A 24,478-nucleotide genomic window follows, 5' to 3' on the forward strand; every position below is an offset into this window, starting at 1 on the left:
TCCGTGTTATACTACTCTTGGACATCTTAACCATAGAAACTACCAACAGGAGAGACTGGAACATATGAAAAAAACACTGATTATTCTTACAGTTTTACTTCTTTCTGTCTTAACGGCTGCTTGCTCGTCTTCAAGCGGCAATCAAAACAGTAAAGAACATAAAGTGGCGGTAACACATGATTTAGGGAAGACAAATGTGCCTGAGCATCCGAAGCGGGTTGTTGTTCTTGAGCTTGGTTTTATTGATACACTGCTTGATCTCGGCATTACGCCTGTCGGGGTTGCCGATGACAACAAAGCGAAGCAGCTGATCAACAAGGATGTGCTGAAGAAAATTGACGGCTACACATCTGTCGGCACTCGCTCACAGCCAAGCATGGAAAAGATTGCTTCATTAAAACCCGATTTAATTATTGCTGACACGACCCGGCATAAGAAGGTGTACGATCAGCTGAAAAAAATAGCGCCGACGATTGCGCTTAATAATTTAAATGCTGATTATCAGGATACAATTGACGCTTCGCTTACGATTGCAAAAGCAGTCGGCAAGGAGAAGGAAATGGAGAAAAAGCTGACGGCGCATGAAGAAAAGCTTAGCGAGACAAAGCAGAAAATCAGCGCGAACAGCCAGTCCGTGCTTTTGATCGGAAATACAAATGATACGATTATGGCCAGGGATGAAAACTTCTTTACATCGAGACTTTTAACACAGGTCGGCTATCGATATGCAATCAGTACGTCAGGCAATAGCGATTCAAGCAATGGCGGCGACTCTGTGAATATGAAAATGACACTGGAGCAGCTGCTGAAAACAGATCCGGATGTGATCATCCTGATGACAGGAAAAACAGATGACCTCGACGCCGACGGTAAACGCCCGATCGAAAAGAATGTCCTTTGGAAAAAACTGAAGGCAGTGAAAAACGGGCATGTATACCACGTGGATCGTGCGGTGTGGTCTCTGCGCCGCAGTGTAGACGGGGCGAATGCCATTTTGGACGAGCTTCAAAAAGAGATGACGGCTGCTAAGAAATAAAAGAAAAGACAGGCAAACGCCTGTCTTTTTCTTATTTGATAAAGCCGGATAAGTGGCAGTTGATATTATAGTCTTTTATCCGCCATTTTTCTTCTGCAAATTCAATGTTGCTGAGGCAGGCGTTGACGAGGCGGGTGCTTTGAAGCTCCGGGTCACCGCCGGATATTTCCGTCAGCAGGGCGTGAATTGCCGCACCGTGCGCCACGATCAGCACCTTCTTGTTTGGATACGCCTGGTTCACTTTTGCCAAACCGCCCATCAGCCTGTCAGTGAGTTCTTCTAACGTTTCCATATTCGGATAGATGTTATCTGGATAGCGCTTTGTCCGTTCCTCCAGCGGCATGCCCTCCGCATCGCCGTAATCGCGTTCCTTAAAATCATCCATCTCGACTATCGGAAGATGCAGATATTCATTAATAATTTCCGCGGTTCTTTTCGCTCTTTTCAGCGGGCTCGTCACAATAATATCCCAAGAAAAGTCCTTTACATATTCTCCGGTTTCTCTTGCTTGGCGTTCACCTGTTGCGTTTAGCGGGATATCGGTTTTGCCTTGGCATTTTTGCTGCAGGTTCCAATCGGTTTCTCCATGTCTTACTAAACAAACGGCTGTCATAAAATCCCCTTCCTGACTTTATTCATATCGCTATTATACTAAATCGAAAGCGTGTGTCCTATGAAAAAGCCTATGCAAGAACTTCAAATAATAAAGCAAGTCCAATTCCGCCGCCGCTTCCGATGGCTGCAACCACATATTGACAGTCTGTCCGTCTTTTCGCTTCATAAAACAATCTGGTTACCAGAGCTGCACCTGATGCACCGTACGGATGGCCAAGAGCTAAGGCGCCGCCGCGCACATTGATTTTTGAAAAGGGAATGCCGAGTTCTTGCGAGCAGACACAAATTTTGACGGCAAAGGCTTCATTGATTTCAAATAAACCGATATCCTCAGGTGTTACATCGTGTGTATGTAAGAGGTTACGGATCGCATCAACCGGTGCCGCGGGCGGATAGTTGGGGTGAATGCCGCTGACAGCGCTGCCGATAAACCGAAGCACAGGCTTAAGTCCGAGGGCTGCCGCTTTTTCTTCTTCCATTACCAAAAGAGCGGCTGCTCCGTCTGCTATGCCGCTGCTGTTGGCTGCTGTGACTGTTCCGGAGTTGGTGTCGAAAACCGGCTTTGCACGGGGAATAATCGCTTCTATCGGCCGCGTTTTCAAAAATGCTTCGTCCGTCTCCAATTCCCCGAGAGCAACAATTTCTTCACGGTAAAATCCTTCATCATGCGCGTTCCTGCTGCGTTGATGGCTGAGAAGCGCGTACTCATCCTGCATGCTTCTGCTGATGGAATAGCGTGCAGCCGTATATTCTGCCGCAATGCCCATGTCTGGATCGCCGATGGCATCTGGAGAAAAGCGGGCCCGTTCTGAAAAAGGGGATTGGCTGCTGCTTTCTGAGCCGCCCGCGATATACATCGTGCCGGCTCCCGCTTGAATAAGGCTGCAGGCATAGCGCACAGCTTCAAGGCCGGAGCCGCACTGTCTGTCAATTGTCATTCCGGGAACCGATAAAGGCAGTCCGGCTTGAAGGGCTGACAGTCTGGCGAGGTTGCCGCCTCTGCCGGTAGCGTTTCCGAGAATGACCTCGTCAATTTGATCCTCTAGCTTTCGGCTGAGACAGCGGATGATGGGAGCTGACAAATCCTCCGGCAGGAAGGGCTTCAGCAGTCCGTTTTGATTTCCAAAGATCGTTCGTTTTGCATCAACAATAACCGCATTCATTTATACTGTATACTCTCTTCCAGCCATTTTTTCACGCTGGAACGGGCAATTTTTCCGCTGCTCGTTTCCGGCAAGCTGTCTGCAAACACCCATTTTTTCGGAATTTTATAGGAGGCTAATTTCTGTTTACACAAGGCTTTCAGTGTTCTGGCATTAGCGTTTCCATGAATGACAGCTACAGCGATTTCTCCCCAATACTCGTCGGGAATGCCAACGACAGCCGCGCTTTCAACCTCTGGGCAGGCGAGAAGCACACGTTCAATTTCTTCTGGGAAAATATTTAATCCTCCGTACACGATCATCCCGTTTTCTCTTCCTGATATGTATAGAAAGCCCTCTTCATCAACATAGCCCATATCATCCACTGTCATCCATTCATCTGGTGTGCTGCCGTTCACATAGCCGGAAAACCGCATCGGGCTGTTGACAAATATTTTTCCGACTTCGCCTGGCTGACAGCGTTCTCCTTCAGCGTTGCGGATTTCGATCCGGACATTATGAAAAGGGCGGCCCGCTGAATGCGGTTTCCGTTTGCTGTCTTCCGGTGAAGAAAACGTCACAAAACTAAGCTCTGATGTGCCGTAAAAATCGTACAGCTTGAGATGAGGCCATGCAGCGGCAAGCTTCTCCTTGGATTCTGCCGGCCAGTCTGCGCCGGATGAAATGATTTTGACGGGACTGTCGGGAAAACCCTCAATCCTTGTGAGGGCGTCTGTCATCGTCGGTACGGTATAGAGAACACTGATGGATTCACGGCACAGCCATTCCTTCGCTTTGGCAGGAGAAAACTTTTTCAGCAAACAAACGGTTCCTCCAAGAAACAAAGTGCTGACTGCCCCGTATAAGAAGTGAGAGGACATTAACGTCCCGGGAATCAATACCGTGTCATTTGATGAAATCGAAAAATCTGTTTCTGTACAGGTAAAGCTCTCTATCCATGAGCGGTGAGATCGCGTAAAGGCCTTCGGTTTTCCTGTTGAGCCCGACGTAAATCCCATATAAAAAGGGTGCTCCGGATCAATGGTAGGCAAGGGATCAGCGGTTGCTTCAGAAATATCTGCCATACAGTTATCCAGCAAAACAACAGGTGTCTGGCTATCTGTCAGTTTGTTTTTGAAAAAGGCTAAAGTAACCACAAGATCCGCATTGCTTATGGACAGCCGCTCCTTACATTCAGCCGGGCTCCAGCGTGTGTCGATGGGAATGGCTGTGCATCCAGCCGCTGCGGCTCCGGCAAACAGCTGTAAAAACGCCAGACTATTTGGGAGCAGGATCGCCACACGATTCGGCATGCTCGGCTGTGACTGCAGCCAATTTGCGGTTTGAGAGACAAGCCGATCCCAATCATGGTACGTGATTTGCTCCGATTCAGTCTGGATCGCTACACGGCCGGGCGATGTTTCGGCAGTAGATGAATAGGTATGAGTAATTGTCATGTAGTGTCATCCTCCTTTTGTAAACATCGTATCAGAAAGAGACAAGGCTTGAGTGATTTTTATCGCCAGAAATGCAGATACAGCCGCTTTTATCAAATCACCAGGCACATATGCAAGGCTCATGAAGGCGGCCTGTGACAAATCAATATGCATGATAAAAGCTTGTACCGGTATACCGAGCAGATAAATAAAGATGATGCCGAATACGATATGAGTGAAAAAGAGACGCAATACTGTCACCTTCCGCAGCCTGTTAGCGGCTAAACTGATCAGCCATGAAGCGAGGGGATAAGCAATCAAAAAGCCTGCGCTCGGTCCGAAAAACACACCAAAACCGCCGCGTCCGCCGGGCAACAGCGGCGCTCCGAAGGCGACGAGCAGCAAAAAGACAAGCTGGCTTAAGAAAGCAGACTTTGGCCTGAGGATGCTGCCTGCCAACATGACACCAAGCGTTTGCAATGTAATCGGAACAGGTGTAAAGGATAAGAAGAGAGGGGGCATAAAGCCGAGCACTGCCATCAGTGCGGTGAAAATCGCAATATGCATCATGTCGATTAATTTCAGCATGTGAAATCCTCCAAACAGTAATCAAATATGGTTATACAATAAATGCAGGCAATTATTATGTCAACTTATTTTTAATTTAAGTTTACATAATGAACGCAAAAAAACCGGCCGTATGGCAGACCGGTTTTTGATGGTTATTCTTCTGTCAGGATGACAAGCGAATCAACGGAAGCGGCCACATGGGAAACGGCGCGGCTTACTTCCTGAAGCCCTCCAAGAAAGGCTTGCAGATCGACGTCGATTTTGCCTGATTGCTCTTTGCTGATTTTCATGCTGTGGACGATTTCATCGAATAAGCGGTTAATTTGCGTCATTTTTTCTTTACTTTCGCTGACTAGCTCATTCACGTCTTTGATATGCTTGGATACAATGTTGATTTGTGTATTCGTATTGTTCACAAGCTCAGAAACAGTAGAGACGGTTTTTTTCGTGTCCTCAGAAAGCTTCCGCACTTCATTTGCCACGACAGCAAAGCCTTTGCCGTGTTCTCCGGCGCGGGCGGATTCAATAGATGCATTGAGCGAGAGAAGGTTTGTTTGTTCAGCTATGCCTGTGACGATGCCGAAGATTTTTTCAATTTGCTGCGCGATTTCATCCAGCTTGACCATTTCTTTTTCGATTTGGACAAGGCTTGTGTCAATTTTGTTCATCTGTTTTTGCTGGACTTCTAGCTCTTTTTTTCCGCCGATCGACTTTTCTTCAACAGTGCTGGATGTTACAGTGCCGGCTTTGGATGCTTGAGAAATGCCTTCAGATTTGTCCACAAGCTCTTGAACTGATCTGCTTGTTTCTGAAAACAGATTGGCAATCGATCCAGAGGTTTCTTGAATTTTCTGATGAAGAAGGTTTTTCTTTTCTTCTTGTTCATCACGGGTCTGGTTGTACTCGCTTTGAAACGCTTCAAGGACAAGCTGCTGTTCTAAGTTCAAGATTTTTGTTGTTGCTTTAATGGCTTTTAGCAGTTCTTGCTGATTTGTAATTGACGCTTCATAAATGTCAATAATTGACAAAAGAAGCTCTTGAAACGCACCCATATACCATTTTGGCAAAAGGCCGATTCTTAAATGGATGGAGGCGATTCGGTTACGCTTTTCAATAAATTCATCATCGATAACGCCTGCAAACATTTCCTGAATATGCCGTTTTAACGTTTGTTTTAAGCGGTCAACTGAGCTGTGATCATTAATGATATCCATCAATGAGCTTTCATGGTCAAGGTTTTTATAAAACGCATCAACGATATTTACGATATTTTCTTGAATGAGTGGCTGAAGCTGCTCTAACACGTAAAGCTCAGCATCTCCCAACCTGACCATTTTGAGCTGTTTTTTGACATCTGCATGTTTGTTTGTGAGCTGAATGCGGTTTTTTTGCTGTCCGTTTGAATCTGAAAAGTAAGCTGTTTCTTGTTTTCTGTCTTTTTTAAATAACAATACAATGATCCCCCTTGGGAAAAATATAATTTTTACTTTTTGGCTTTTTAAGCCTTTTTCTTTTTTATCGGCCAAGGGAAACATGAATGAAGCTGCAGATGAAAAATATTTGAAAAACCGTTCATTAAAATGAACGGTTTAATCGAGATCTATTTGTTTTAATGGTTTAATGGCCGGACCCTCTACAACTTCGCCAGATGGCTTAAAGCGTGATCCGTGGCACGGACAATCCCACGTATGCTCACTGTCGTTCCACTCGACCTCGCAGCCTAAATGGGTACAAGTCGTATCAACGAGATGGAGGCAGCCTGTCTCATCACGAAATGCTCCCGCTCGCCTGCCGTTTATGGTGACGGCTTTCCCTTCTCCTGGCGAAATGTCTTCAAATTGGACATCAGGCTTTTCAAGCTTTCCTTTAATCAAATGTTTGGCGACATCGGCATTGTAGGAAATCACTTTCTGCAACCCGGGATTCAGATGGAAACGGGACGGCGTGAAAATGCTTTCGTATGGATTGTCTTTTTTCTCCACAAGGTCTGACAATAGAGTGGCTGCGACTGCTGAGGACGTCATGCCCCATTTTTTGAACCCGGTCGCTACTAGAATATTGTCCTCATTTTCCGACATCGGCCCGATAAACGGGATTTTGTCGATCGTCACTAGATCTTGTGTGGACCAATAATATGGAATGCTTTCGATGCCGATTGTGCTTTCGGCCAGTTGTCTCAGTGTTTCATAATATGTAGACATGGCTTTTCCCTGGCCTGTTTTATGGCTTACTCCGCTGAAGAGAATCAGCTTTTCACCGTTTACAACCGTATAGCGGAGCGCCACTGACGGCTGATCGATACTCAAATACATGCCCTCGGGATACTCGATCTTCGGCTTGATGGCAAGGACATAAGATCTGTCGGAGTACATTCTCGCAGCATATAATCCGCCTCCGTCATAAAAAGGGAAGTGGGAACAGCATATGATAAAGCGGCTCTTAATGGCGTGCCGGCTTTTTGTTACCACTTCGGGCCTTTCGCCTTTTTTGATATCAAGCGCAACGGTCTCTTCATAAATTCGGCCGCCTTTTTGAACAATTTGCTCCAGAAGCGCTTTTAAGTATTGAAGCGGATGAAATTGAGCTTGATTCTTCATGACAAGCGCCAGCTTAGAACCTAAGGGAATTGGAAGATCCTTGATAAGGTCTCTTTCAATTCCGAGCTTTGTGTATGCCTCATGCTCGGTGCGGATTTTTTGAACAGCGTTTTCATTTGCCGTATAAAGATATGCGTCTTGCTCGATCCATTCACAATCAATTTGATGTTCATCCACAATGCCTTTTATGTAATCAATTGCGTTTTGGTTTGCTTCATAATAAAGCCTCGCATGGTTTAATCCGAAATGGCGGATAAATTCGTCGTATATCATGTCATGCTGTGCGGTAACTTTAGCAGTTGTATGCGCAGTGGTTCCGTTAAGAACCTGATTTGCTTCAATCAAAACGACACGGAAGCCTCTCTTCGTAAGTTCATATGCCGTTGTGATTCCCGTAATCCCGCCTCCGATAATGGTGACGTCACATTCAGTGTCCTCTTGAAGCGCAGGAAAAGAAGGCAGGTCAGTTGATGTTTTCCAGTATGTTTCAGGTGCTTCCTTTGCAAAATGTTGATTAGCCAAGCCGTTATACCTCCAATCAGATTTATTCTTAATTTTTCCATATTCTATCTTTTCATACATAGGAAGCAGGCATTGTTCATAACATAATAAGGTTGAAAAGGAGTGATTTCATTGGCGAATCAAAAAAAGAAAACATTACCGCCTCAGCACCAGAACCAGCAGCCTGGTTTTGAATATCTGATGGACCCGCGTCCGGTTTTTGATAAGCCGAAGAAAGCGAAAAAATTAGAGGGCAAAACCGCTATTATTACTGGAGGAGACAGCGGGATTGGACGCGCTGTCTCGGTGTTATTCGCAAAAGAAGGGGCTAATGTGGTCATTGTGTATTTGAATGAACATCAGGACGCCGAGGAAACAAAGCAGTATGTAGAAAAGGAAGGGGTAAAATGCCTGCTGATTGCAGGAGATGTCGGGGATGAAGCGTTTTGCAATGATGTGGTCGGGCAGGCAAGCCAAGTGTTTCCATCCATTGATATATTGGTTAACAATGCAGCTGAGCAGCATGTCCAGCCCAGCATTGAAAAAATCACCAGCCACCAGCTGATCAGAACCTTCCAAACAAACATTTTTTCCATGTTTTACTTAACAAAGGCAGTGCTGCCTCATTTAAAAAAAGGGAGCTCTATTATTAATACCGCTTCAATTACCGCCTATAAAGGCAATAAAACGCTGATCGATTATTCAGCGACAAAAGGCGCGATCGTTACGTTTACAAGGTCCCTTTCCCAGTCGCTTGTTCAGCAGGGCATACGGGTCAATGCAGTGGCACCGGGTCCCATTTGGACACCGCTTATCCCGGCCAGCTTTGCCGCAAAAGACGTGGAAGTGTTTGGTTCAGACGTGCCGATGGAACGCCCGGGGCAGCCGGTCGAAGTGGCGCCAAGCTATCTATACCTTGCCAGCGACGATTCCACATACGTCACAGGGCAGACGATTCACGTCAATGGCGGAACCATTGTGAACGGATAATAAAAAGCCAATCCTTGAAGGATTGGCTTATTCGCTCTGCTTGAGCGCTGCATATTCTTTAGAGAGCGTAAGAAACGCATCTTTATCTTTTTCGTCCAAGGCTTTGTTAATTTGGTCCGTCAGCATGGCAAGCCGACGGTTATACAAGGATTCATCGAGCACCATTTGAATGTAAATATCCGTCATTGTGACATCGAATTCTTTTGTTTTTTGCGTGTTGCGGGACTTCATGAGCTCAGTGTACGATTTTTTCTCTTTCATAAAGAATCCCCCCAATGCCTTTTTTATAGTATATGGATAACGGTCGAAAAAATCAATAAATTTTTATAATTTTTAGACAACTAATACTTGGCAATCTATCGACATATCCTGCAAAATGCCGTAAACCGGCAAGTCTTATGAAAGTAAAATCGGTTTATTACTAGTCATTTAGTACCATTAAATATCATTAAAAGATGATTTTATCTTAAATGTTAAAAAAACCTGTCGTTTTACAAAAACAGATGATAGATTATTAGTATAAATTTTGCAGAAAAAGGATGGAGGCCATAATATGAGTCAGAAAACAGACGCACCTTTAGAATCGTATGAAGTGAACGGCGCAACAATTGCCGTGCTGCCAGAAGAAATAGACGGCAAAATCTGTTCCAAAATTATTGAAAAAGATTGCGTGTTTTATGTCAACATGAAGCCGCTGCAAATTGTCGACAGAAGCTGCCGATTTTTTGGATCAAGCTATGCGGGAAGAAAAGCAGGAACTTATGAAGTGACAAAAATTTCACACAAGCCGCCGATCATGGTGGACCCTTCGAACCAAATCTTTTTATTCCCTACACTTTCTTCGACAAGACCCCAATGCGGCTGGATTTCCCATGTGCATGTAAAAGAATTCAAAGCGACTGAATTCGACGATACGGAAGTGACGTTTTCCAATGGGAAAACGATGGAGCTGCCGATCTCTTATAATTCGTTCGAGAACCAGGTATACCGAACAGCGTGGCTCAGAACCAAATTCCAAGACAGAATCGACCACCGCGTGCCGAAAAGACAGGAATTTATGCTGTACCCGAAAGAAGAGCGGACGAAGATGATTTATGATTTTATTTTGCGTGAGCTCGGGGAACGGTATTAGAAAAATAGGAAGGAGCTGACCGAACAGGGCAGCTCCTTTCATAAAGCTATGCCGTCGGAATTCCTCCGGTGATGCCATATACCTGAGATGTCACATAGCTTGAATTCTCTGAAGCTAGAAATACATAAACATCGGCCAATTCCACTGGCTGCCCAGCGCGATTTAATGGAGCTGGCGGCGTGCCTTGTCCGAATTTCGGGATGTTTTCCGTCGGCTGTCCGCCGGAAATTTGCAGCGGTGTCCAAATTGGTCCGGGCGCAACTGAATTTACTCTGATGCCTTTGGAAGCAAGCTGTTTTCCCAGTCCGACGGTAAAGCCGATAATGGCGTTTTTCGTTGCTGCGTAATCTAACAGCATCGGGCTTGGATTATAGCCTTCAACTGAGGTAGTTGTGATAATTGAAGCTCCCTCCGGCAAATACGGAAGCGCCGCTTTTACAACCCAGTAAAGGGAAAAGACGTTCACTTCAAATGTTTTATAGATTTGTTCAGTAGGCAGATCTTCGATGTTTTCGACCGCTTGCTGTTTACCTGCAACGAGCGCTAGCACATCAAGTCCGCCGAGTTTGTGATGCGACTGTTTGACTAGATCTTGGCAAAAGGATTCGTCGCTCAAATCTCCGGGGATCAGCACTGCTTTTCGGCCTTCTGCTTCAATTAGTTCTTTTACCTCTTCAGCATCTGGCTGTTCCTCGGGCAAGTAGTTAATGGCCACATCGGCACCTTCTCTGGCGTAAGCAATTGCGGCAGCGCGGCCGATACCGGAATCGCCGCCCGTGACAAGCGCTTTTCGACCCGTTAGTTTACCTGATCCTTTGTAGCTTTTTTCTCCGCAATCAGGGACAGGCTTCATGTTCTTTTGCAGGCCTGGCGGTTCTTGATATTGTTCGGGAAATTCATCATGAAAAAATGCTTTTATAGGATTCGTAAGATTTGAATCAGACATCAGCAACGCTCCTTTTCTGTTTGGTGTACATTCGTATGTGTACCCCTGAGCATAAGCAGAAAAACATGTTTTGGCAGTTTGAATAGTGAAGGAAAAAGAAAACAAGAAAAAACAAAGCCTTCTTCCATATTTATCTTGTCAAATAAGACTATATGAATTATGATAAATTCGAGCTATAAATCAACTAAATATTGGGTGTTGGGGGAGTGAATCGTCATGAAAAAAGCGGCGGCGGTTTTGCTGTCACTCGGTCTCGTTTTCGGTTTTTCATACGGAGCTGATCATGTGGCGGAAGCCAAAACAAAGGTGAAGGTCTATAAGAACTGCAAGGAGTTAAACAAAGTATACAAAGGCGGAGTGGCCCGCACTTCGAAGGCGAAAAACAAAGGCGGAAAAACAAAGTACAAGCCTTACGTCTCTAAGGACCTTTATGATGCCAATAAAAACAAAGACCGCGATAAAGATCTTATCGCCTGTGAACGGTAAATAAGAAAAAGCAATCTGGTGTCCAGATTGCTTTTTTTATGCTTAGGCCGCCTGATCGGCCGCAGCACTTTTCGCCTTCCTTGTCATAAGGCTGACTGCCATCATGACCGTGATATTCAAAAGCAGGGCGACGATTCCTACATTCAAGTCTTTTGCGGCTTGCGGCAGAGCCGGAAATAAAGTGCCGATCGTCGTTTCCGTCATTGTAATATAAGTAACTGCTCCGACACCTGCAATAATGCCGGCGAAGGCTCCTTGCTTTGTTACCATATTATGCTTGAACAGGCTGAACAAAAGGGCGGGGAATAGCTGTGTGACAAGGCTGTAGCCCATCAAAAGCAGCGTAACGATGGTATTCCCGCCTTTGAAGGTAAAATACACCGAAATCAGCGCAATCACCGGCACTAAAAACTTAGCAAGAGCCGATACCTGTTGTTCTGTCGTGCGGGGCGCGATTACCTTGTACACATTTTTTGCAAACAGCGTGGAGGCGGACATTAAGATCATAGACCCTGGCACAAGTGCTGTCAGCAGTCCGGCAGCACCGATAATTCCGACAAACCAAGGGTCAAATGCTTGCAGAGACAGTCTCAAAAGCGACAAATCCCCGTCTGCGCCATTCAGATCTGGAACTTGCAGGATAGCCGCAAAGCCAACGAAAAGGACGAAGAGCAGGACCAGCTGGTACAAAGGCATGATGATGGCGTTTTTACGAAACACTTTTGGGTTTTCGGCTGAATACGAAGCGGAAAACGTGTGAGGCCACATGTAAAACCCGAGCGCTGTCAAGAGTACGGTTGAACTGAACCAGGCCACACTTTGTCCCGATTCGGGGAGCGTAAGAAAGCCAGGCTTTGCCGTTTCAATCTGCTGAAACATGTCTTGAAATCCGCCGTAGTAATGAATTGGCAAATACACACCTAAAAACAGAACGACTACCAGAATCATGATGTCCTTCACAACCGATATCCAGGCAGACCCGTGAATGCCTGAAACCATAACATAAACCGTGATGGAAACGGCGCCGATCCAGATGGCGGCGGTCGGGGTGATTTTGCCGTACGAGGTTTCCGATACAATCAGCCCGAGGCCTTTCAGCTGCAGTACAAGATAGGGAATGAGTGCGGCGATGCCGACCAGTGAAACGAGAATGCCAAGCAGCGGACTGTTGTATTTTTTTGTGAAAAAATCAGACTGCGACATCAGTTTATGCTGTTTCGCGTACGTCCAAACTGCTGGAAGAAGCCAGTAAGAAAGGATGTAGGCCAGACATCCGTAGGCGATGATATAAAAGGCTGGACCGCCTTTTCCGTAGGCCCAGCCGCTGCCGCCGAGAAACGTAAAAGTAGTATAAATTTCGCCTGCCATCAAAAGGAAGACGAAAACAGTTCCGAAGCCGCGCCCTCCGACCGTCCACTGCTCCAGGTTCATGTCTTTTCCTTTTTGGGCGCGTATACCGAGAAAAATACTCAAGAGCAGGACACCGAAAATGATGATGAGAGCTGTGTTCATTCTGCTTCCTCCTTTTTATTTTCCTTGTCGAGGACATACACAATCGCCATCAGCGCAGAGGTCAAAAGAGCCCACATCACAATATAGGCAAGAATAAACGGCATGCCGAGCACATAGGGGGTCACCTTATTTGCAAAAGGGATGCCGAGTAAGATTCCGATAAAGGGCAAAGCGGCAAGAACGTGAATCAGTTTCATAGAATCCTCCTTCTATTTAGGATTGGGGTGTACAAGCCCAAGCGTAATGAAAATGATGTCGCAGATATGGCAGAACATGTCACTTTTTAGGGTGAAAGGCTGTGGTTCGAATTATAAATAAATTTATTTTGTTTGTATAGTGTGAATTGTCTGAAATTAATGCTCTGAATCGCCCGAAGAGGGAACGGGCAGTATGATTCAAAAGGCTCAGAGTCTGTTTGGGGCAAATAGATAGTATGTTAATAATTCGCTGACCTGCTCACGGATTCGCGGATTAAAATAGCGGTGGTTTTCTTCATAACCGTCGATGACAAATGTATAGAGTGTAAAGGCCTCATCGCGTTCCGTCTCGCGGATTGCAATTTTTCTTTTCCTCAGTTCTTTTCTGACCTCCATCAAATCCTTTTGTGCTATTTTTAATGATTCGCTGATAAGCTGTTTATAAGGATGCTTCAATTTTAATGTGCTTTCTTCAATTCCGGCGAGATCACGGTTAAAAATCGTAATGGCCATGGGCAAAAAGAGAGCCCGTTCAATTAAATCGTATATTTCCTCCTGCAGATTTGGCATGTTGACTCCTTCTTTCTAAGGGAACGTTTGTTCTATTTGTATTCTATATCGGCTGGTGAAATGTTTCAAGACAGAAAAAATCACCAAAACTTTTTAGTTTTCTGCTGATAATGTGTAGAATAAGGATAGACAAACCCGGTAAGGAGTATAAATGTTGGAGCATTTTTTATCCTATTTGACACAAGAACATTTAACTGAATTATTTCAAAGCTATAGGGCTTTCGGTCCGCTCATTGCTGTGCTGCTGCCTTTAATTGAAGCATTTCTCCCGTTTTTGCCGCTGATCGTGTTTGTGGTGGCGAATACGAACTCGTTTGGCTTGTGGGAAGGATTCATCCTGTCCTGGGCGGGATCAACTGCTGGTTCCATTCTCGTATTTTTGATTGTCCGTCAATACGGACAGAGAAAATTGCTTGGATTTATCCGCAGTCATCCGTCTGTCAGAAAGCTGATGTTATGGGTGGAAAGACATGGCTTCGGTCCCATGTTTCTTCTGCTTTGTTTTCCATTTACACCGTCAGCCGCGGTGAATGTTGTTGCCGGTTTGTCAAGAATCGGAACGCGGCCGTTTATTTTGGCGGCAGCCTCGGGGAAGCTTGTCATGATTTTTATGATCAGCTTCATCGGATATGATCTGCACGCGCTGATTACACAGCCGATTCGAACGGTCATCGCCGTATTGGTGATCACTGTCTTATGGTATGTCGGCAAAAAGGTGGAGCGGTATCTGCATGTAAGAGCCAGTCAGCGTGAGCATGATGGAGGGAGACAGTAACATGAAAAAACGGTTTTGGTTTCTTGCCGGTGTAGTGTCCGTTGTTCTCGCCATTCAGGTTAAAAATGCTGTCTTTATTGATTACAAGGTAGAAGGCGTCAGTATGAACCCGACCTTCCAGGAAGGAAACGAATTGTTGGTCAATAAATTTTCGCATCGATTTAAAACCATCCATCGTTTTGACATCGTCCTTTTTAAAGGCCCTGATCATAAAGTGCTGATTAAACGGGTAATCGGCTTGCCCGGTGAAACGATCAAATATAAAGATGATCAGCTGTATGTGAACGGAAAGCAGGTTGCTGAGCCATTTTTGAAGCATTTGAAATCTGTTTCTGCCGGCAGCCATGTAACGGGTGATTTTTCTTTGAAAGATGTGACGGGAACAAGCAAGGTGCCGAAAGGAAAATATTTTGTCGTTGGAGATAATCGCATATACAGCTTCGATAGCCGGCATTTTGGTCCGATAAGAGAAAAAAATATTGTCGGTGTGATTTCTGATGCCGAATAAAAAGACGCTAATGGAAGAGGCGTCTTTTTGTATGCCGTTTGGAAAAATGTGTTGAAGAAAAATTTGTAAGGAGCTATAATCAATATTGTTACCTGAGTAACAAAATTTATATATTTTTTGATTGGAGGGCCGTTTTTATTGGTTTTTGTTCGTTTTTCATGAAACAAAAGGAGTGGTGAATGATGATGAAATACGAAGCAGTGATTATAGGAGGAGGACCGGTTGGATTTATGCTGGCTTCTGAGCTTGCGATGGCCGGAGTGGGAACATGTGTGATTGAACGGCTTGAAAAACCTGTTCCGCATTCCAAGGCGTTGACGCTGCATCCCCGAACGCTGGAGCTCCTTGAGATGAGAGGGATTTTAGAGCGGTTTGTATCCAAGGGAAGCAAGATACCTTCCGGACATTTTTCAATGCTGGATACCCGTCTGGATTTTTCAGGCTTGGATACGAGCTGTCCTTACACGCTTTTGCTCCCGCAGTCAAAAACAGAAAAGCTGCTTGAAGATCATGCACGAAGCCTGGGAACAGAGGTGTTTCGGGGTGCAGAGGCGCTGGCGGTTACGCAAAACGGGGAAGCGGTCCAAACGATTTTTAAGGATCGGGATGGCAGTGTACGGACGATCACAAGCAAGTTTGCCGTTGGGGCAGATGGCGCCGGGAGTACCGTCCGGAAACAGGCAAAAATTGAGTTTCCGGGAACAGACAGCACTGTCACCGCTGCGCTTGGGGATGTGGCGCTCCTTTCTCCGCCGCCGTCAGGCGTGCTGTCCCTTTGCACAAAAGAGGGCGGTGTTATGATTGTTCCGTTATCTTCAGACCGATACCGTGTCGTTGTGATCAGTCCTTATCGCACACAAATGCCGAAAGATGTGCCTGTGACTGAGGAAGAGCTGAGAGCTGATCTCCTGCGAATTTGCGGAACTGACTTTGGTTTAACCGACCCTTCGTGGATGTCGCGGTTCGGGAATGCCGCGCGCCAAGCGAAACGGTATCGGGACGGCAGAATCTTTCTTGCGGGTGATGCCGCGCATATTCATTTTCCAGCGGGCGGGCAAGGACTGAATGTCGGCCTTCAGGATGCAATGAACCTCGGGTGGAAACTGGCGGCGGCCATCAAAGGCTCTGCGCCTTCGTGGCTTTTGGACAGCTACCATGACGAGCGGCATCCGGCAGCGGAAGGGCTCCTCAGAAACACGGAGGCGCAGACAAAGCTGATCGATTTCACTCAAGCAGGTCTCCATTTGCGAAGCATGATGTCGGAGCTGCTGGCCTTCCCTGATGTGAATCGATATGTAGCAGGGCAAATTTCTGCACTCGATGTCAGATATGAAGCTGATCGTACCATGCCGCCGAATCGTTTGAACGGGGCAAGGCTCCCTGACATGGAGCTGATTCTTTCCGACGGCAGTTCGGAATGGCTGTACAGTTTTCTCCAAAACGGGACATTCGTTTTGCTGTCATTGAGGCAGGAAGCTGATGATCATATCGAAGTGAATGGCTTACGTTCGGTAACCGCCTCGCTTGCAGAACCGAATGAAAAGTTGCGGGATGTGCATACCATATTGATTCGTCCCGATGGACATGTAGCCTGGGCGGTGGATGCATCAGCAGCGCCCGATTGTGCCGAGGTGATTCAAAAAGGGATCAGCCGCTGGTTTTCCGTCACCAGCCGAGTATAATTCAATTCGATTGTTTCATCTGTAACAAAACGGTATGATAGAAGAAACAATCGAATGAAAAAGGATGGAAGACTCGATGAACACAGATCATACGAAACGCAATCTTTTTGAATTGTATGCGGAGCTCATACATCAGCAGGAGAAATGGGAGGGGCTTATTAAAGCCTTTTTATCTGACGAATTGAGGAAGCTGGATGTAGAGCACGGGAGTAAATCTCAATTGACGATGACAGAAATTCATGTTCTATCCTGTGTCGGGGACAATGAACCAATTAATGTCACGTCGATAGCAGAAAAAATGAATACGACAAAAGCGACTGTATCACGCATCAGCACAAAATTGCTCGGCGCAGGCTTCCTTCACAGAACACAGCTCAGCGATAATAAAAAGGAGGTCTACTTCCGATTGACGCCTGCTGGAAAAAAGCTGCACAGTTTGCACAAATATTATCATCAGAAGGCTGAACAGCGTTTTCTGTCATTTTTTGACCGCTACACTGAGGAAGAGATTCTTTTTGCGGAACGGCTGTTTCGGGATCTGGTGACAAAATGGTATCCGTCGTCAGAAGAAATTGAAGGGGGTCTTCCGAGCATTTTTAAATAAAAAACACGCACTGCGGTGCGTGTTTTTCGCTTTTTTTCTATCTTTTTCAAGGCTGTAACGTAAATCAGATTTCCTCTTGAAGAATGAAATTCAAGATGTTCAGGAATTTGCACTGCTTATACGATATGTCTATTAGTATCTTTATTTTATACGTTTTTTACTGTGTTTTTGATGCTTTGTTTTCAAGTGAAATAGGGTCTTCTGTTTTAGTTCTCCTAATCTTTACAGAAATACCTACTAGAATGACCGCCATAGTTGTAAATATTCCCATGGTTAATAAGATCGTATCCTGGTTTAAACTCCATCCAATTAAGAAAGAGATGATCGCTCCTCCGAAACTTGCCGAAGCAATAAATAAACTTGTAACTTCGTCAACGTACTTCTGAATAATGATTGATGCTAGTGTTAAAGCAATGGGAAATATGCCCGCTATACTTAGGCCAATCAAAAATGTACCGCCCAATTGAAGTATTGGGTTACTTATATAAGAGAAAGCAATCAACAAAACAATTAAACAACTACAGCTAAAAAGGAGGTATTTAGAAAAATCAAGCCTTCTACTTACGAAACCAATCAATATTCTTCCTATGATGATCCCTACCCAGAAAAAGGAGACACTTATAAGACTAATTTGTTCATTGTCTTGGTTTATCATGATTGAAGGTAAAAAGTTGGCAAAATTTGTTTCAATTCCAGCATATAGGAAAGCAAAAAATACAAAAAAGCCTAATTGCTTTGATTTTTTTCTATCTCCTATAAAGTATTGAAATGCTCCTCCATCTGGAAAGGTCACTTGTTGGTTAGCATTCTTAGCGTACTTTCGGTTCTTGGACAAGAAAATTAACCACCCTACGAATAGGACCAATAAAAAGGTGAATATACAGTAATACGGTAAAAACCAGTTATTGATATCTATGAAGGAATTAATTAATAATGGGAAAGATAAAGCGCCTAATCCAAAGAGAACTTCCAGCTTACTCATTTTTTCTGCATTACTTTCGAAATTAGCAATAACAAACGAACCAACTGTCGTTTCTAATGTGCCTGCCCCATATCCTAAGAGAAAAGCCATTACAATAATATAATACCAATCCTTGGTTAGAAAAAAGATACTTAACGCTACAAGCATTATTGTCAAAGCTAAAGTAAGTGTTCTAAAATGACTGTATTTCTTAATCATTAACGGTGCGATTAATACTCCGCTTAGAAATCCGGTAAACTGAAAAAAGATTATGACTGAAATATCATCTGTTGTCTTGTTAAAAGCCTCTAATAGAAATGGTGTCAAACTCCCTGTTGATATATGGATAATACCTACTGTAAAAAAGAAAGCATATCCAAATAAATATGTCCCTCTTAACATTCATTACACCCCTATATGAAAAAGCAGGAAAATAAATTCCTGCTTTTTTAGTAACTTCTCTCTTCGAAATACTAGTTGACTGCTGAAACAGACATTGGTTGAGAGTTGCTGTCTTTCTCAAAGAACATTTCTAACACTTCCTGAGATCTAAAACCATCACTAAAAGAAGGGATCTCAACCCAATCATTCTGAGTTGATGCAATCCAATTGATTAACTCGCTTCTAAAAGAATCAGCCCATCCATAAAACTCGTTTGGCGGATCGTTTAATAGGCTTTGCGGTACTGGGCAGTCTACCACGTTCAAGCCATCTATGAGCTTGTAAACGTGAGGATTACCTGTGTGGTATTTAAACTCTTTTTTGTGTCCAACTACCTCAATGCTAAAACCACAGTCTTCAGGTACAGAACATTTTGATGTGATGATATTTACAAATACCTTGTTCTTCAGCTGGCCATAAATTTCTGCATAGTCATCTACGAGTACCTGTTTATCCTCTTTTGTTTTTACATTTGTGTTCATTTTTGCCCTTACTGATTCTGTGATGAAATCACTCTCGAACAAATACCATACCATGTCAATAAGGTGAATACCCAGATCCCCCAATGATCCACTCGTCTTCTTACTGTTAGCGTCATCTCTCCAAGTAAATTTCTTACGTCTAAGTGCACTATTTTTCTTGAAGTGTACTTTTATGGACAGTATGTTACCTAGTTCATTATTGATAATTAAGCTTTTTAAGATATTTACGTAAGATAAATATCTATAATTAAATCCCATACTGGCTCTTACGCTCAACCTTTCAGCAGTATCTTTCATTATGCTTGCTTCTTCAAGAGAAATAGCCATAGGCTTTTCACACAAAACATGCTTATGTTTTCCTAATGCTTGCAAAGCATGTTCTTTATGGCAAAAGTTTGGTGATGCTACAATTAAACCTTCTGAGGCATCAATTAGTTCATCTACGTTTTCAAATGACTTCCCGCCGAAAGTTTTCACAAAGCTTTCCGCATTTTGTTGATTTATGTCATATACCCCTACTAACTCTGCATTTTTTATTGTAGATAAAGCAGTTGCATGCGCTCTTGCAATACCACCTGCACCTATGATGCCTATCTTCTTCATTTTTATTTCCTCCTTATGATCCAATTAATTTTTTTAAGGTATTAGTAATTCCTTTTGAGTACTCACTATCAGTTATAAGGTGGTGCAAGTTTTTGGCTTCTTGTGTTGCATTTTTTAGCAGATATCCATTCCCTACTGTCTGTAACATACGAACATCATTTCCACTATCCCCAAATGCGATAGCTCTTTCGTTATTTAGGTTGTATTTCTCTAACATAAACGTTACAATTTCATTCTTTCCTGTCCCTACGGGGATAAAATCTACATCATAGCTGTCTTCTGGATCGCCTGCTAAGGGATTACACCGATTTATATTTACTGAAACGCCGTATTCCTCGCAGATTTTTTCAATTGCTAATAGGTTTTTCTTGTCGTTTATTTCATCTTGTTCCTGATAGTAGAAGTTATGCTTATACCGTGACTTTCCTAATTGAGTTTGAGGATTCAAAAGAATGTTATGATTTTCATGCAGCTGTTTCACAAGTTTTTCAACCTTTTCTTTACTAAACCCTTCATTTATGCGACTGTTCCACTTATTATCTTGCTGTCCGAAGTTATGCTCAGAAAAGTACGTAATTTCAGTTCCAAGATCACTAGCTATAAAATGCGGAAAATATCTAAATTTTCCTCGTCCCATTTTATCGAGAATAGATTCTATACTGCTTCCAGTAACCCATCCGATTATTAGCTCCCCATCTTTACTTTTTTGTACTAGATAGTCTTCGAGTTCATAGATGTCTTGTTGCTTTTGTTCGTCGATTGTATGCGGAAAATACGTTTCATCAAAATCACAAAAAACAATATATTGAGGATGTTCAACCGTGGATAACGTTTTATACTCCGATTTCTTGCTTAATAACATGAAACAGTCCCTCCATTACTCTGTCTTGTTCTTCTAAAGTAAATGACGGATATAAAGGCAAATGCAGTACCTGACTATGAGCCTTTTCCGTATGAACCAATTGGAGTCCTGCATACTTGTCCTGTACTAAAGGAGTTTTTTGCATATGAGACAGTATTGGATAATATACATCTGTTTGAACACCAAAATCTTCATTTAATTTAGTCATGATATCTGCCCTATCTTCTGTTCTTACCTTAATAGGAAACAGATGCCATACATGATCTTCACTTAATTCTGGTAATTCAATATAGCCTTTATTCTGCAACTCTGCTAATTGGGTAATGTATCTATCCGCCAAGAACAGTCTTTTGAAGTTGTTTAATGAAAGGTACTTCATTCTCTCTAAACCAATTGCTGCCTGTAAATTGTCCATTTTTGAATTAAATCCAAAATTGATGACTTTCTTATTTTTTACATTTACTTCAAAACCGTGATAACTAAATTGAATGCATTTTTTAGCGAGTTCTTCATTATCAGTTGCTATTGCCCCAGCCTTGCCACATACACCCAAATTCTTATAGGGATTAAAACTTAATGTAGTGATGTCTGCATACTTTCCTAAGTCTGTCAGTCCAATTCCTTGGCAGGCATCTTCAATTACTTTTAATTCATAACGATTTGCGATTTGACGGATATGCTGCATGTCTGAATGTTTTCCGTATAAATGCACAGGTAGAATAAACTTTGTATAAGGAGTTATTGCTTCTTCAATTTTGTCAGGATCGATGCAGAATGTTTGTGGGTTAATATCTACATAGATAGGAACGCCTCCCAAAGCTAACACAGCATTTTCAGTAGCTGAAAAGCTATTGGCCGGCATGATAACTTCATCCCCTGGGTTTAACCCTAAAGCCAATAAACCTATCATAATAGCATCGGTTCCACTGCTGGTTGCAATTACATACCTTTTATGTAAATATGTAGATAAAACGTTTTCGAATTGCTCTAAATAGGGACCACTCGTAAATTTTCCAGTTGGCAAAACTTCAGTTAATGTATTTAAGATATCTTCCACTTCATCATTGGGTATTAATCTGTCTACAGGCAAAAAAGGGACTTTACTGATTTCACGATTTTTTTGATAGTTGAAAAGATCATGTTCAATATCTATCTTTTCCTTTAATACTTGTTTCCACCGCTCGTTTACAATACTGTCTTCAATAACAAGTTCTTTTCCTTGTACGTCACCTTTTAAGTGTTTTAATAGTGACATGTTTTCTTTGCTTTTACCTGAAATCTTAACCTGTTTTTGCATGAACAGTACCTCCAATGATTTTATAATCTAAAAATTTATTACAAATTTATCCTAATTTCTGAAATCGGTAACATGTCAACAACTTTTTTAAGGAAGGGAAAATATGCCTACAATTGATGAAATAGCAAAATTATGCAATGTGTCTAAAACCACAGTGTCAAGAGTATTGAATAATCATCCTTATGTGTCGAAAGAAAAAAGAGATATGATCTTAAAGGCTATTAACGAACTTGACTACACTCCCAATTATTTAGCTCGGAATTTTAGGAGAAATAAGACACAAACGATAGCTTTATCAGTTCCGAGTATCGACCATCCATTTTTTGCTCAATTAATAAAAGGGGTCTCACATGAAGCACTGTTTAAGAATTACAAGGTAATTGTATTTCAGACCTTTTATGACAAACAGACAGAGCTAGAATTATTAGAGTTATTGAAACATAAAGAAGTGGATGGTATTATTCTTGGAACTTTAGAAAATGAATGGGATCAGATATCCCCTTTCTTAAAGTATGGTCCTATCTTATTATGTAATGAATATCATCACTCAGCGGACATCACGATAATTGGGTATGATGAATTTGAAGCTACATACATGGGGGTAGTACATTTAATTGAAAGAGGGCATGAAAAAATTGGGTTTTGTTTTGATACTCCATATAGCGAAGCTCAATGTCAGAGGAAAGAGGGTTACTTGAAAGCTTTACAAGATTACAATTTACATCATAGAAGCGAATGGATATTCGGCGAAATGTTTAATATCGAGGATGGCTTTCGTGTTTTTCATAAGATAAAGGATCTAAAGGACAGACCCTCAGCAATATTTACAGGAAATGATCAAGTCGCCGCAGGTATTATTAAACAGGCGATGAAAAATGGCTTTAAAGTTCCAGAAGACTTAGCTGTAATTGGTTTTGACAACCAATTGATTTGCCAAGTCGTTACTCCGACCATAACAACAATTGATATTCCCGTAATAGAATTAGGCCAACAGGCTGTGTTGAAAATCATCGAGTCCATTTCGGGTAATGCCTCTTTAAACAGAAGAATTATTAAACTGCCAACAAAGCTTATTATAAGAGAATCAACGTAACGATAGATTTCCCTTTAACATTTTATATCTTTATATAAGAAAAAGAGGTTATTCATTTTAACCTCTTTTTCAATCGTAAGTCGTCAATTATTTCTTTCATTTCACCCTCTGGCAGCACTCACTTCAAATCTGATCCATTAACAACGAAATATCCGCTTATATTTCCCCATCTCGATGGTTTGCGAATTAAAAGTTCTTGAACCCTTTTTTCAACTAGGCATTACTGCCGCTGATTGAGCTCTTTTTGTCTTTTTTTTCACCATGAAGATGGTGAAGCAGGCGATAAAACGGCGGCAGCAGGGCAATAACCAGAATGACGCGAATGACCTGAACCGCAACGACAAAGGTGGAATCAGCATGTAAGGTAACTGACGTCGTCGCCATCTCTGCGATCCCGCCGGGCGCAAATGCCAGAACAGAAGTGATGAGCGAAATTCCTGTGAGCTCGGAAACGATCACGGCGCTCAAAAACATTGCTGCGATTAAACCGACGGACGAGACAAACCCGACGATGATAATACGGGTGACGCCGGCAAACATGCTTTTGTACATCTTAGAGCCGATCGTTGCCCCGAGAAATACTTGTGATACATGGTTAGCTTGTGACGGCCACCATGCCGTCATGTCGTGCCCTGTCACCGCAGCTCCGCCAACATGTACAATTGCTACACCGAGCATGCTGCCGAGCAGCCATGGAGCTGGAAATTTTAAAAATTTCGCAGCTTTGCAAGCTCCCCAGGCAGCGAGAATAAGAATGACGGTCCACAAAACGGGAGCGAGCCTAAAATCTGTCGTTGCAGAAGAAATTGTCTCTGCTGCGGCACTTGCGGTACGATCTTGTTTTGTATAGATCAGAATGACTAAAAACGGAATGGAAAGCACCACGAGCAGCACACGCATCATTTGAACGAGGCTGACTATAGCGGTATTGGCGCCTACTTCCTGTGCGATGCTCGGCATGGCGGAAAGCCCGCCGGGAGCGGTGCCGACAAAGCTAGTCATCATATCCGTTTTGCTGAAACGCCAAAGCACATATCCTGACAGCATGGCCAGCAGGATAGACAATATCAGCATAACGCCGACTGAAAACCAATGGTCTTTGAGAACAGAAAGAACGGATAAATTCAGCTTTTGGCCCAATTCGATGCCGAGGATCATCTGCCCGAGGGCGAGCCATCGTCGGTTAATTCCTTTTTGGTCTGGTGCCATCATCAGCCATGCCGGCCGTATCATGGCGAGGCAGCAGGCGACAATCAGTGTTCCGATCATCCATCCAATTGATATTCCGGTTAATGAAAGAATAAACCCCCCGGCTGCACTGATTGCGATAAACCATAGATCTTTGAGGAGATTTTCGTCTTTCTTCAATGTAAAACCCTTCTTCCTTTTTCACGTAACACTCCAATTGTTCACGTAGTGAATGTATTTATTACTATAGTA

25 protein-coding genes and 1 pseudogene are annotated in these 24,478 nt (G+C 43.2%); 9 read left to right on the forward strand and 17 right to left on the reverse strand.

Features of this window, described 5'->3' with window-relative positions; genetic code table 11:
* The first annotated feature begins 64 nt into the window (after window positions 1-64).
* The gene (locus tag MKY50_RS05645; RefSeq protein ID WP_032721272.1) at window positions 65-1,036 is read left to right on the forward strand and encodes an ABC transporter substrate-binding protein; all 972 of its coding nucleotides are present in this window, start codon (window positions 65-67) and stop codon (window positions 1,034-1,036) included.
* 31 nt (window positions 1,037-1,067) lie between these two features.
* Here MKY50_RS05645 and phoE read toward each other — a convergent pair whose 3' ends face one another.
* The 7 genes and pseudogenes from phoE to MKY50_RS05675 form a co-directional block, all read right to left on the reverse strand.
* Window positions 1,068-1,649: a histidine phosphatase family protein gene (phoE, locus tag MKY50_RS05650; protein WP_213376822.1), complete on the reverse strand. Its 582-nt coding sequence runs from the start codon at window positions 1,647-1,649 to the stop codon at window positions 1,068-1,070.
* Between the two features lie 70 nt (window positions 1,650-1,719).
* On the reverse strand, window positions 1,720-2,814 hold the full coding sequence (locus MKY50_RS05655; RefSeq protein ID WP_341116290.1) for an acetyl-CoA C-acyltransferase: 1,095 nt from the start codon (window positions 2,812-2,814) through the stop codon (window positions 1,720-1,722).
* Window positions 2,811-4,250, reverse strand: coding sequence for an acyl-CoA synthetase (locus MKY50_RS05660; RefSeq protein ID WP_341116291.1), 1,440 nt, complete (start codon window positions 4,248-4,250; stop codon window positions 2,811-2,813). Before MKY50_RS05660 ends, MKY50_RS05655 begins: the two co-directional genes overlap by 4 nt.
* Before the next feature lie 6 nt (window positions 4,251-4,256).
* The gene (locus MKY50_RS05665; RefSeq protein ID WP_003233151.1) at window positions 4,257-4,817 is read right to left on the reverse strand and encodes a biotin transporter BioY; all 561 of its coding nucleotides are present in this window, start codon (window positions 4,815-4,817) and stop codon (window positions 4,257-4,259) included.
* Between the two features lie 134 nt (window positions 4,818-4,951).
* Entirely contained in the window at window positions 4,952-5,467 is a 516-nt protein-coding gene (locus MKY50_RS21720) for a methyl-accepting chemotaxis protein (RefSeq protein WP_326255844.1), read from the reverse strand.
* A gap of 240 nt (window positions 5,468-5,707) precedes the next feature.
* Window positions 5,708-6,334, reverse strand: a pseudogene (locus tag MKY50_RS21725) (protoglobin domain-containing protein); the annotation flags it as partial.
* Between the two features lie 54 nt (window positions 6,335-6,388).
* Entirely contained in the window at window positions 6,389-7,918 is a 1,530-nt protein-coding gene (locus tag MKY50_RS05675) for an FAD-dependent oxidoreductase (RefSeq protein ID WP_341116292.1), read from the reverse strand.
* A 111-nt stretch (window positions 7,919-8,029) separates the two neighbouring features.
* Between MKY50_RS05675 and MKY50_RS05680 the strand changes: the two genes are divergently transcribed.
* Complete coding sequence (locus tag MKY50_RS05680; RefSeq protein ID WP_003245662.1) at window positions 8,030-8,887, forward strand: SDR family oxidoreductase; 858 nt, start codon at window positions 8,030-8,032, stop codon at window positions 8,885-8,887.
* A gap of 27 nt (window positions 8,888-8,914) precedes the next feature.
* On the opposite strand, the gene MKY50_RS05685 is transcribed toward MKY50_RS05680, so the two are convergent.
* A complete protein-coding gene (locus MKY50_RS05685; protein WP_003233142.1) occupies window positions 8,915-9,148 on the reverse strand; it encodes an IDEAL domain-containing protein in 234 nt (77 codons plus the stop codon).
* 292 nt (window positions 9,149-9,440) lie between these two features.
* Between MKY50_RS05685 and comK the strand changes: the two genes are divergently transcribed.
* The gene (gene comK, locus MKY50_RS05690; protein ID WP_003245329.1) at window positions 9,441-10,019 is read left to right on the forward strand and encodes a competence transcription factor ComK; all 579 of its coding nucleotides are present in this window, start codon (window positions 9,441-9,443) and stop codon (window positions 10,017-10,019) included.
* Between the two features lie 46 nt (window positions 10,020-10,065).
* Here the strand turns inward: comK and MKY50_RS05695 are convergent, their stop codons facing one another.
* Window positions 10,066-10,965, reverse strand: a complete 900-nt coding sequence (locus MKY50_RS05695; protein WP_041851019.1) for an SDR family oxidoreductase — start codon at window positions 10,963-10,965, stop codon at window positions 10,066-10,068.
* 216 nt (window positions 10,966-11,181) lie between these two features.
* Between MKY50_RS05695 and MKY50_RS05700 the strand changes: the two genes are divergently transcribed.
* Window positions 11,182-11,451, forward strand: a complete 270-nt coding sequence (locus MKY50_RS05700; RefSeq protein WP_072173850.1) for an excalibur calcium-binding domain-containing protein — start codon at window positions 11,182-11,184, stop codon at window positions 11,449-11,451.
* Window positions 11,452-11,493: 42 nt separating this feature from the next.
* On the opposite strand, the gene MKY50_RS05705 is transcribed toward MKY50_RS05700, so the two are convergent.
* From MKY50_RS05705 to MKY50_RS05715, 3 genes are all read right to left on the reverse strand, one after another.
* Window positions 11,494-12,963 carry a sodium:solute symporter family protein gene (locus tag MKY50_RS05705; RefSeq protein ID WP_341116293.1) on the reverse strand — a complete coding sequence of 490 codons (1,470 nt, stop codon included), beginning with the start codon at window positions 12,961-12,963 and terminating at the stop codon, window positions 11,494-11,496.
* Window positions 12,960-13,160, reverse strand: coding sequence for a DUF3311 domain-containing protein (locus MKY50_RS05710; protein WP_024571728.1), 201 nt, complete (start codon window positions 13,158-13,160; stop codon window positions 12,960-12,962). Before MKY50_RS05710 ends, MKY50_RS05705 begins: the two co-directional genes overlap by 4 nt.
* 207 nt (window positions 13,161-13,367) lie before the next feature.
* Complete coding sequence (locus MKY50_RS05715) at window positions 13,368-13,730, reverse strand: hypothetical protein (RefSeq protein WP_024571727.1); 363 nt, start codon at window positions 13,728-13,730, stop codon at window positions 13,368-13,370.
* Window positions 13,731-13,881: 151 nt separating this feature from the next.
* On the opposite strand from MKY50_RS05715, the gene MKY50_RS05720 reads away from it, so the two are divergent.
* The 4 genes from MKY50_RS05720 to MKY50_RS05735 all read left to right on the forward strand — a co-directional run bounded on the left by MKY50_RS05720 (window position 13,882) and on the right by MKY50_RS05735 (window position 17,299).
* Complete coding sequence (locus MKY50_RS05720) at window positions 13,882-14,505, forward strand: TVP38/TMEM64 family protein (RefSeq protein WP_010886465.1); 624 nt, start codon at window positions 13,882-13,884, stop codon at window positions 14,503-14,505.
* Window position 14,506: 1 nt separating this feature from the next.
* The gene (lepB, locus tag MKY50_RS05725) at window positions 14,507-15,013 is read left to right on the forward strand and encodes a signal peptidase I (RefSeq protein WP_003233128.1); all 507 of its coding nucleotides are present in this window, start codon (window positions 14,507-14,509) and stop codon (window positions 15,011-15,013) included.
* A gap of 179 nt (window positions 15,014-15,192) precedes the next feature.
* On the forward strand, window positions 15,193-16,695 hold the full coding sequence (locus tag MKY50_RS05730) for a monooxygenase (protein WP_341116294.1): 1,503 nt from the start codon (window positions 15,193-15,195) through the stop codon (window positions 16,693-16,695).
* A gap of 76 nt (window positions 16,696-16,771) precedes the next feature.
* A complete protein-coding gene (locus MKY50_RS05735) occupies window positions 16,772-17,299 on the forward strand; it encodes a MarR family transcriptional regulator (RefSeq protein ID WP_003245853.1) in 528 nt (175 codons plus the stop codon).
* A gap of 157 nt (window positions 17,300-17,456) precedes the next feature.
* On the opposite strand, the gene glcP is transcribed toward MKY50_RS05735, so the two are convergent.
* From glcP to ntdA, 4 genes are all read right to left on the reverse strand, one after another.
* Window positions 17,457-18,662, reverse strand: a complete 1,206-nt coding sequence (gene glcP / locus MKY50_RS05740) for a glucose/mannose transporter GlcP (protein WP_080529148.1) — start codon at window positions 18,660-18,662, stop codon at window positions 17,457-17,459.
* Between the two features lie 71 nt (window positions 18,663-18,733).
* Window positions 18,734-19,786, reverse strand: a complete 1,053-nt coding sequence (gene ntdC / locus MKY50_RS05745) for a glucose-6-phosphate 3-dehydrogenase NdtC (RefSeq protein ID WP_003244701.1) — start codon at window positions 19,784-19,786, stop codon at window positions 18,734-18,736.
* Window positions 19,787-19,799: 13 nt separating this feature from the next.
* A complete protein-coding gene (ntdB, locus tag MKY50_RS05750) occupies window positions 19,800-20,648 on the reverse strand; it encodes a kanosamine-6-phosphate phosphatase (protein ID WP_106073787.1) in 849 nt (282 codons plus the stop codon).
* Window positions 20,620-21,945: a 3-dehydro-glucose-6-phosphate--glutamate transaminase gene (ntdA, locus tag MKY50_RS05755; protein ID WP_341116296.1), complete on the reverse strand. Its 1,326-nt coding sequence runs from the start codon at window positions 21,943-21,945 to the stop codon at window positions 20,620-20,622. Before ntdA ends, ntdB begins: the two co-directional genes overlap by 29 nt.
* Before the next feature lie 103 nt (window positions 21,946-22,048).
* Between ntdA and ntdR the strand changes: the two genes are divergently transcribed.
* Window positions 22,049-23,038 (forward strand): NTD biosynthesis operon transcriptional regulator NtdR, encoded by a 990-nt coding sequence (ntdR, locus tag MKY50_RS05760; protein WP_163189287.1) that lies wholly within the window; start codon window positions 22,049-22,051, stop codon window positions 23,036-23,038.
* A gap of 213 nt (window positions 23,039-23,251) precedes the next feature.
* Here ntdR and MKY50_RS05765 read toward each other — a convergent pair whose 3' ends face one another.
* A complete protein-coding gene (locus MKY50_RS05765) occupies window positions 23,252-24,406 on the reverse strand; it encodes an AbrB family transcriptional regulator (RefSeq protein WP_015383286.1) in 1,155 nt (384 codons plus the stop codon).
* Window positions 24,407-24,478: the final 72 nt, after the last annotated feature.

It is taken from the genome of Bacillus sp. FSL R7-0685 (genome assembly GCF_038002425.1).
GTDB lineage: Bacteria > Bacillota > Bacilli > Bacillales > Bacillaceae > Bacillus > Bacillus subtilis.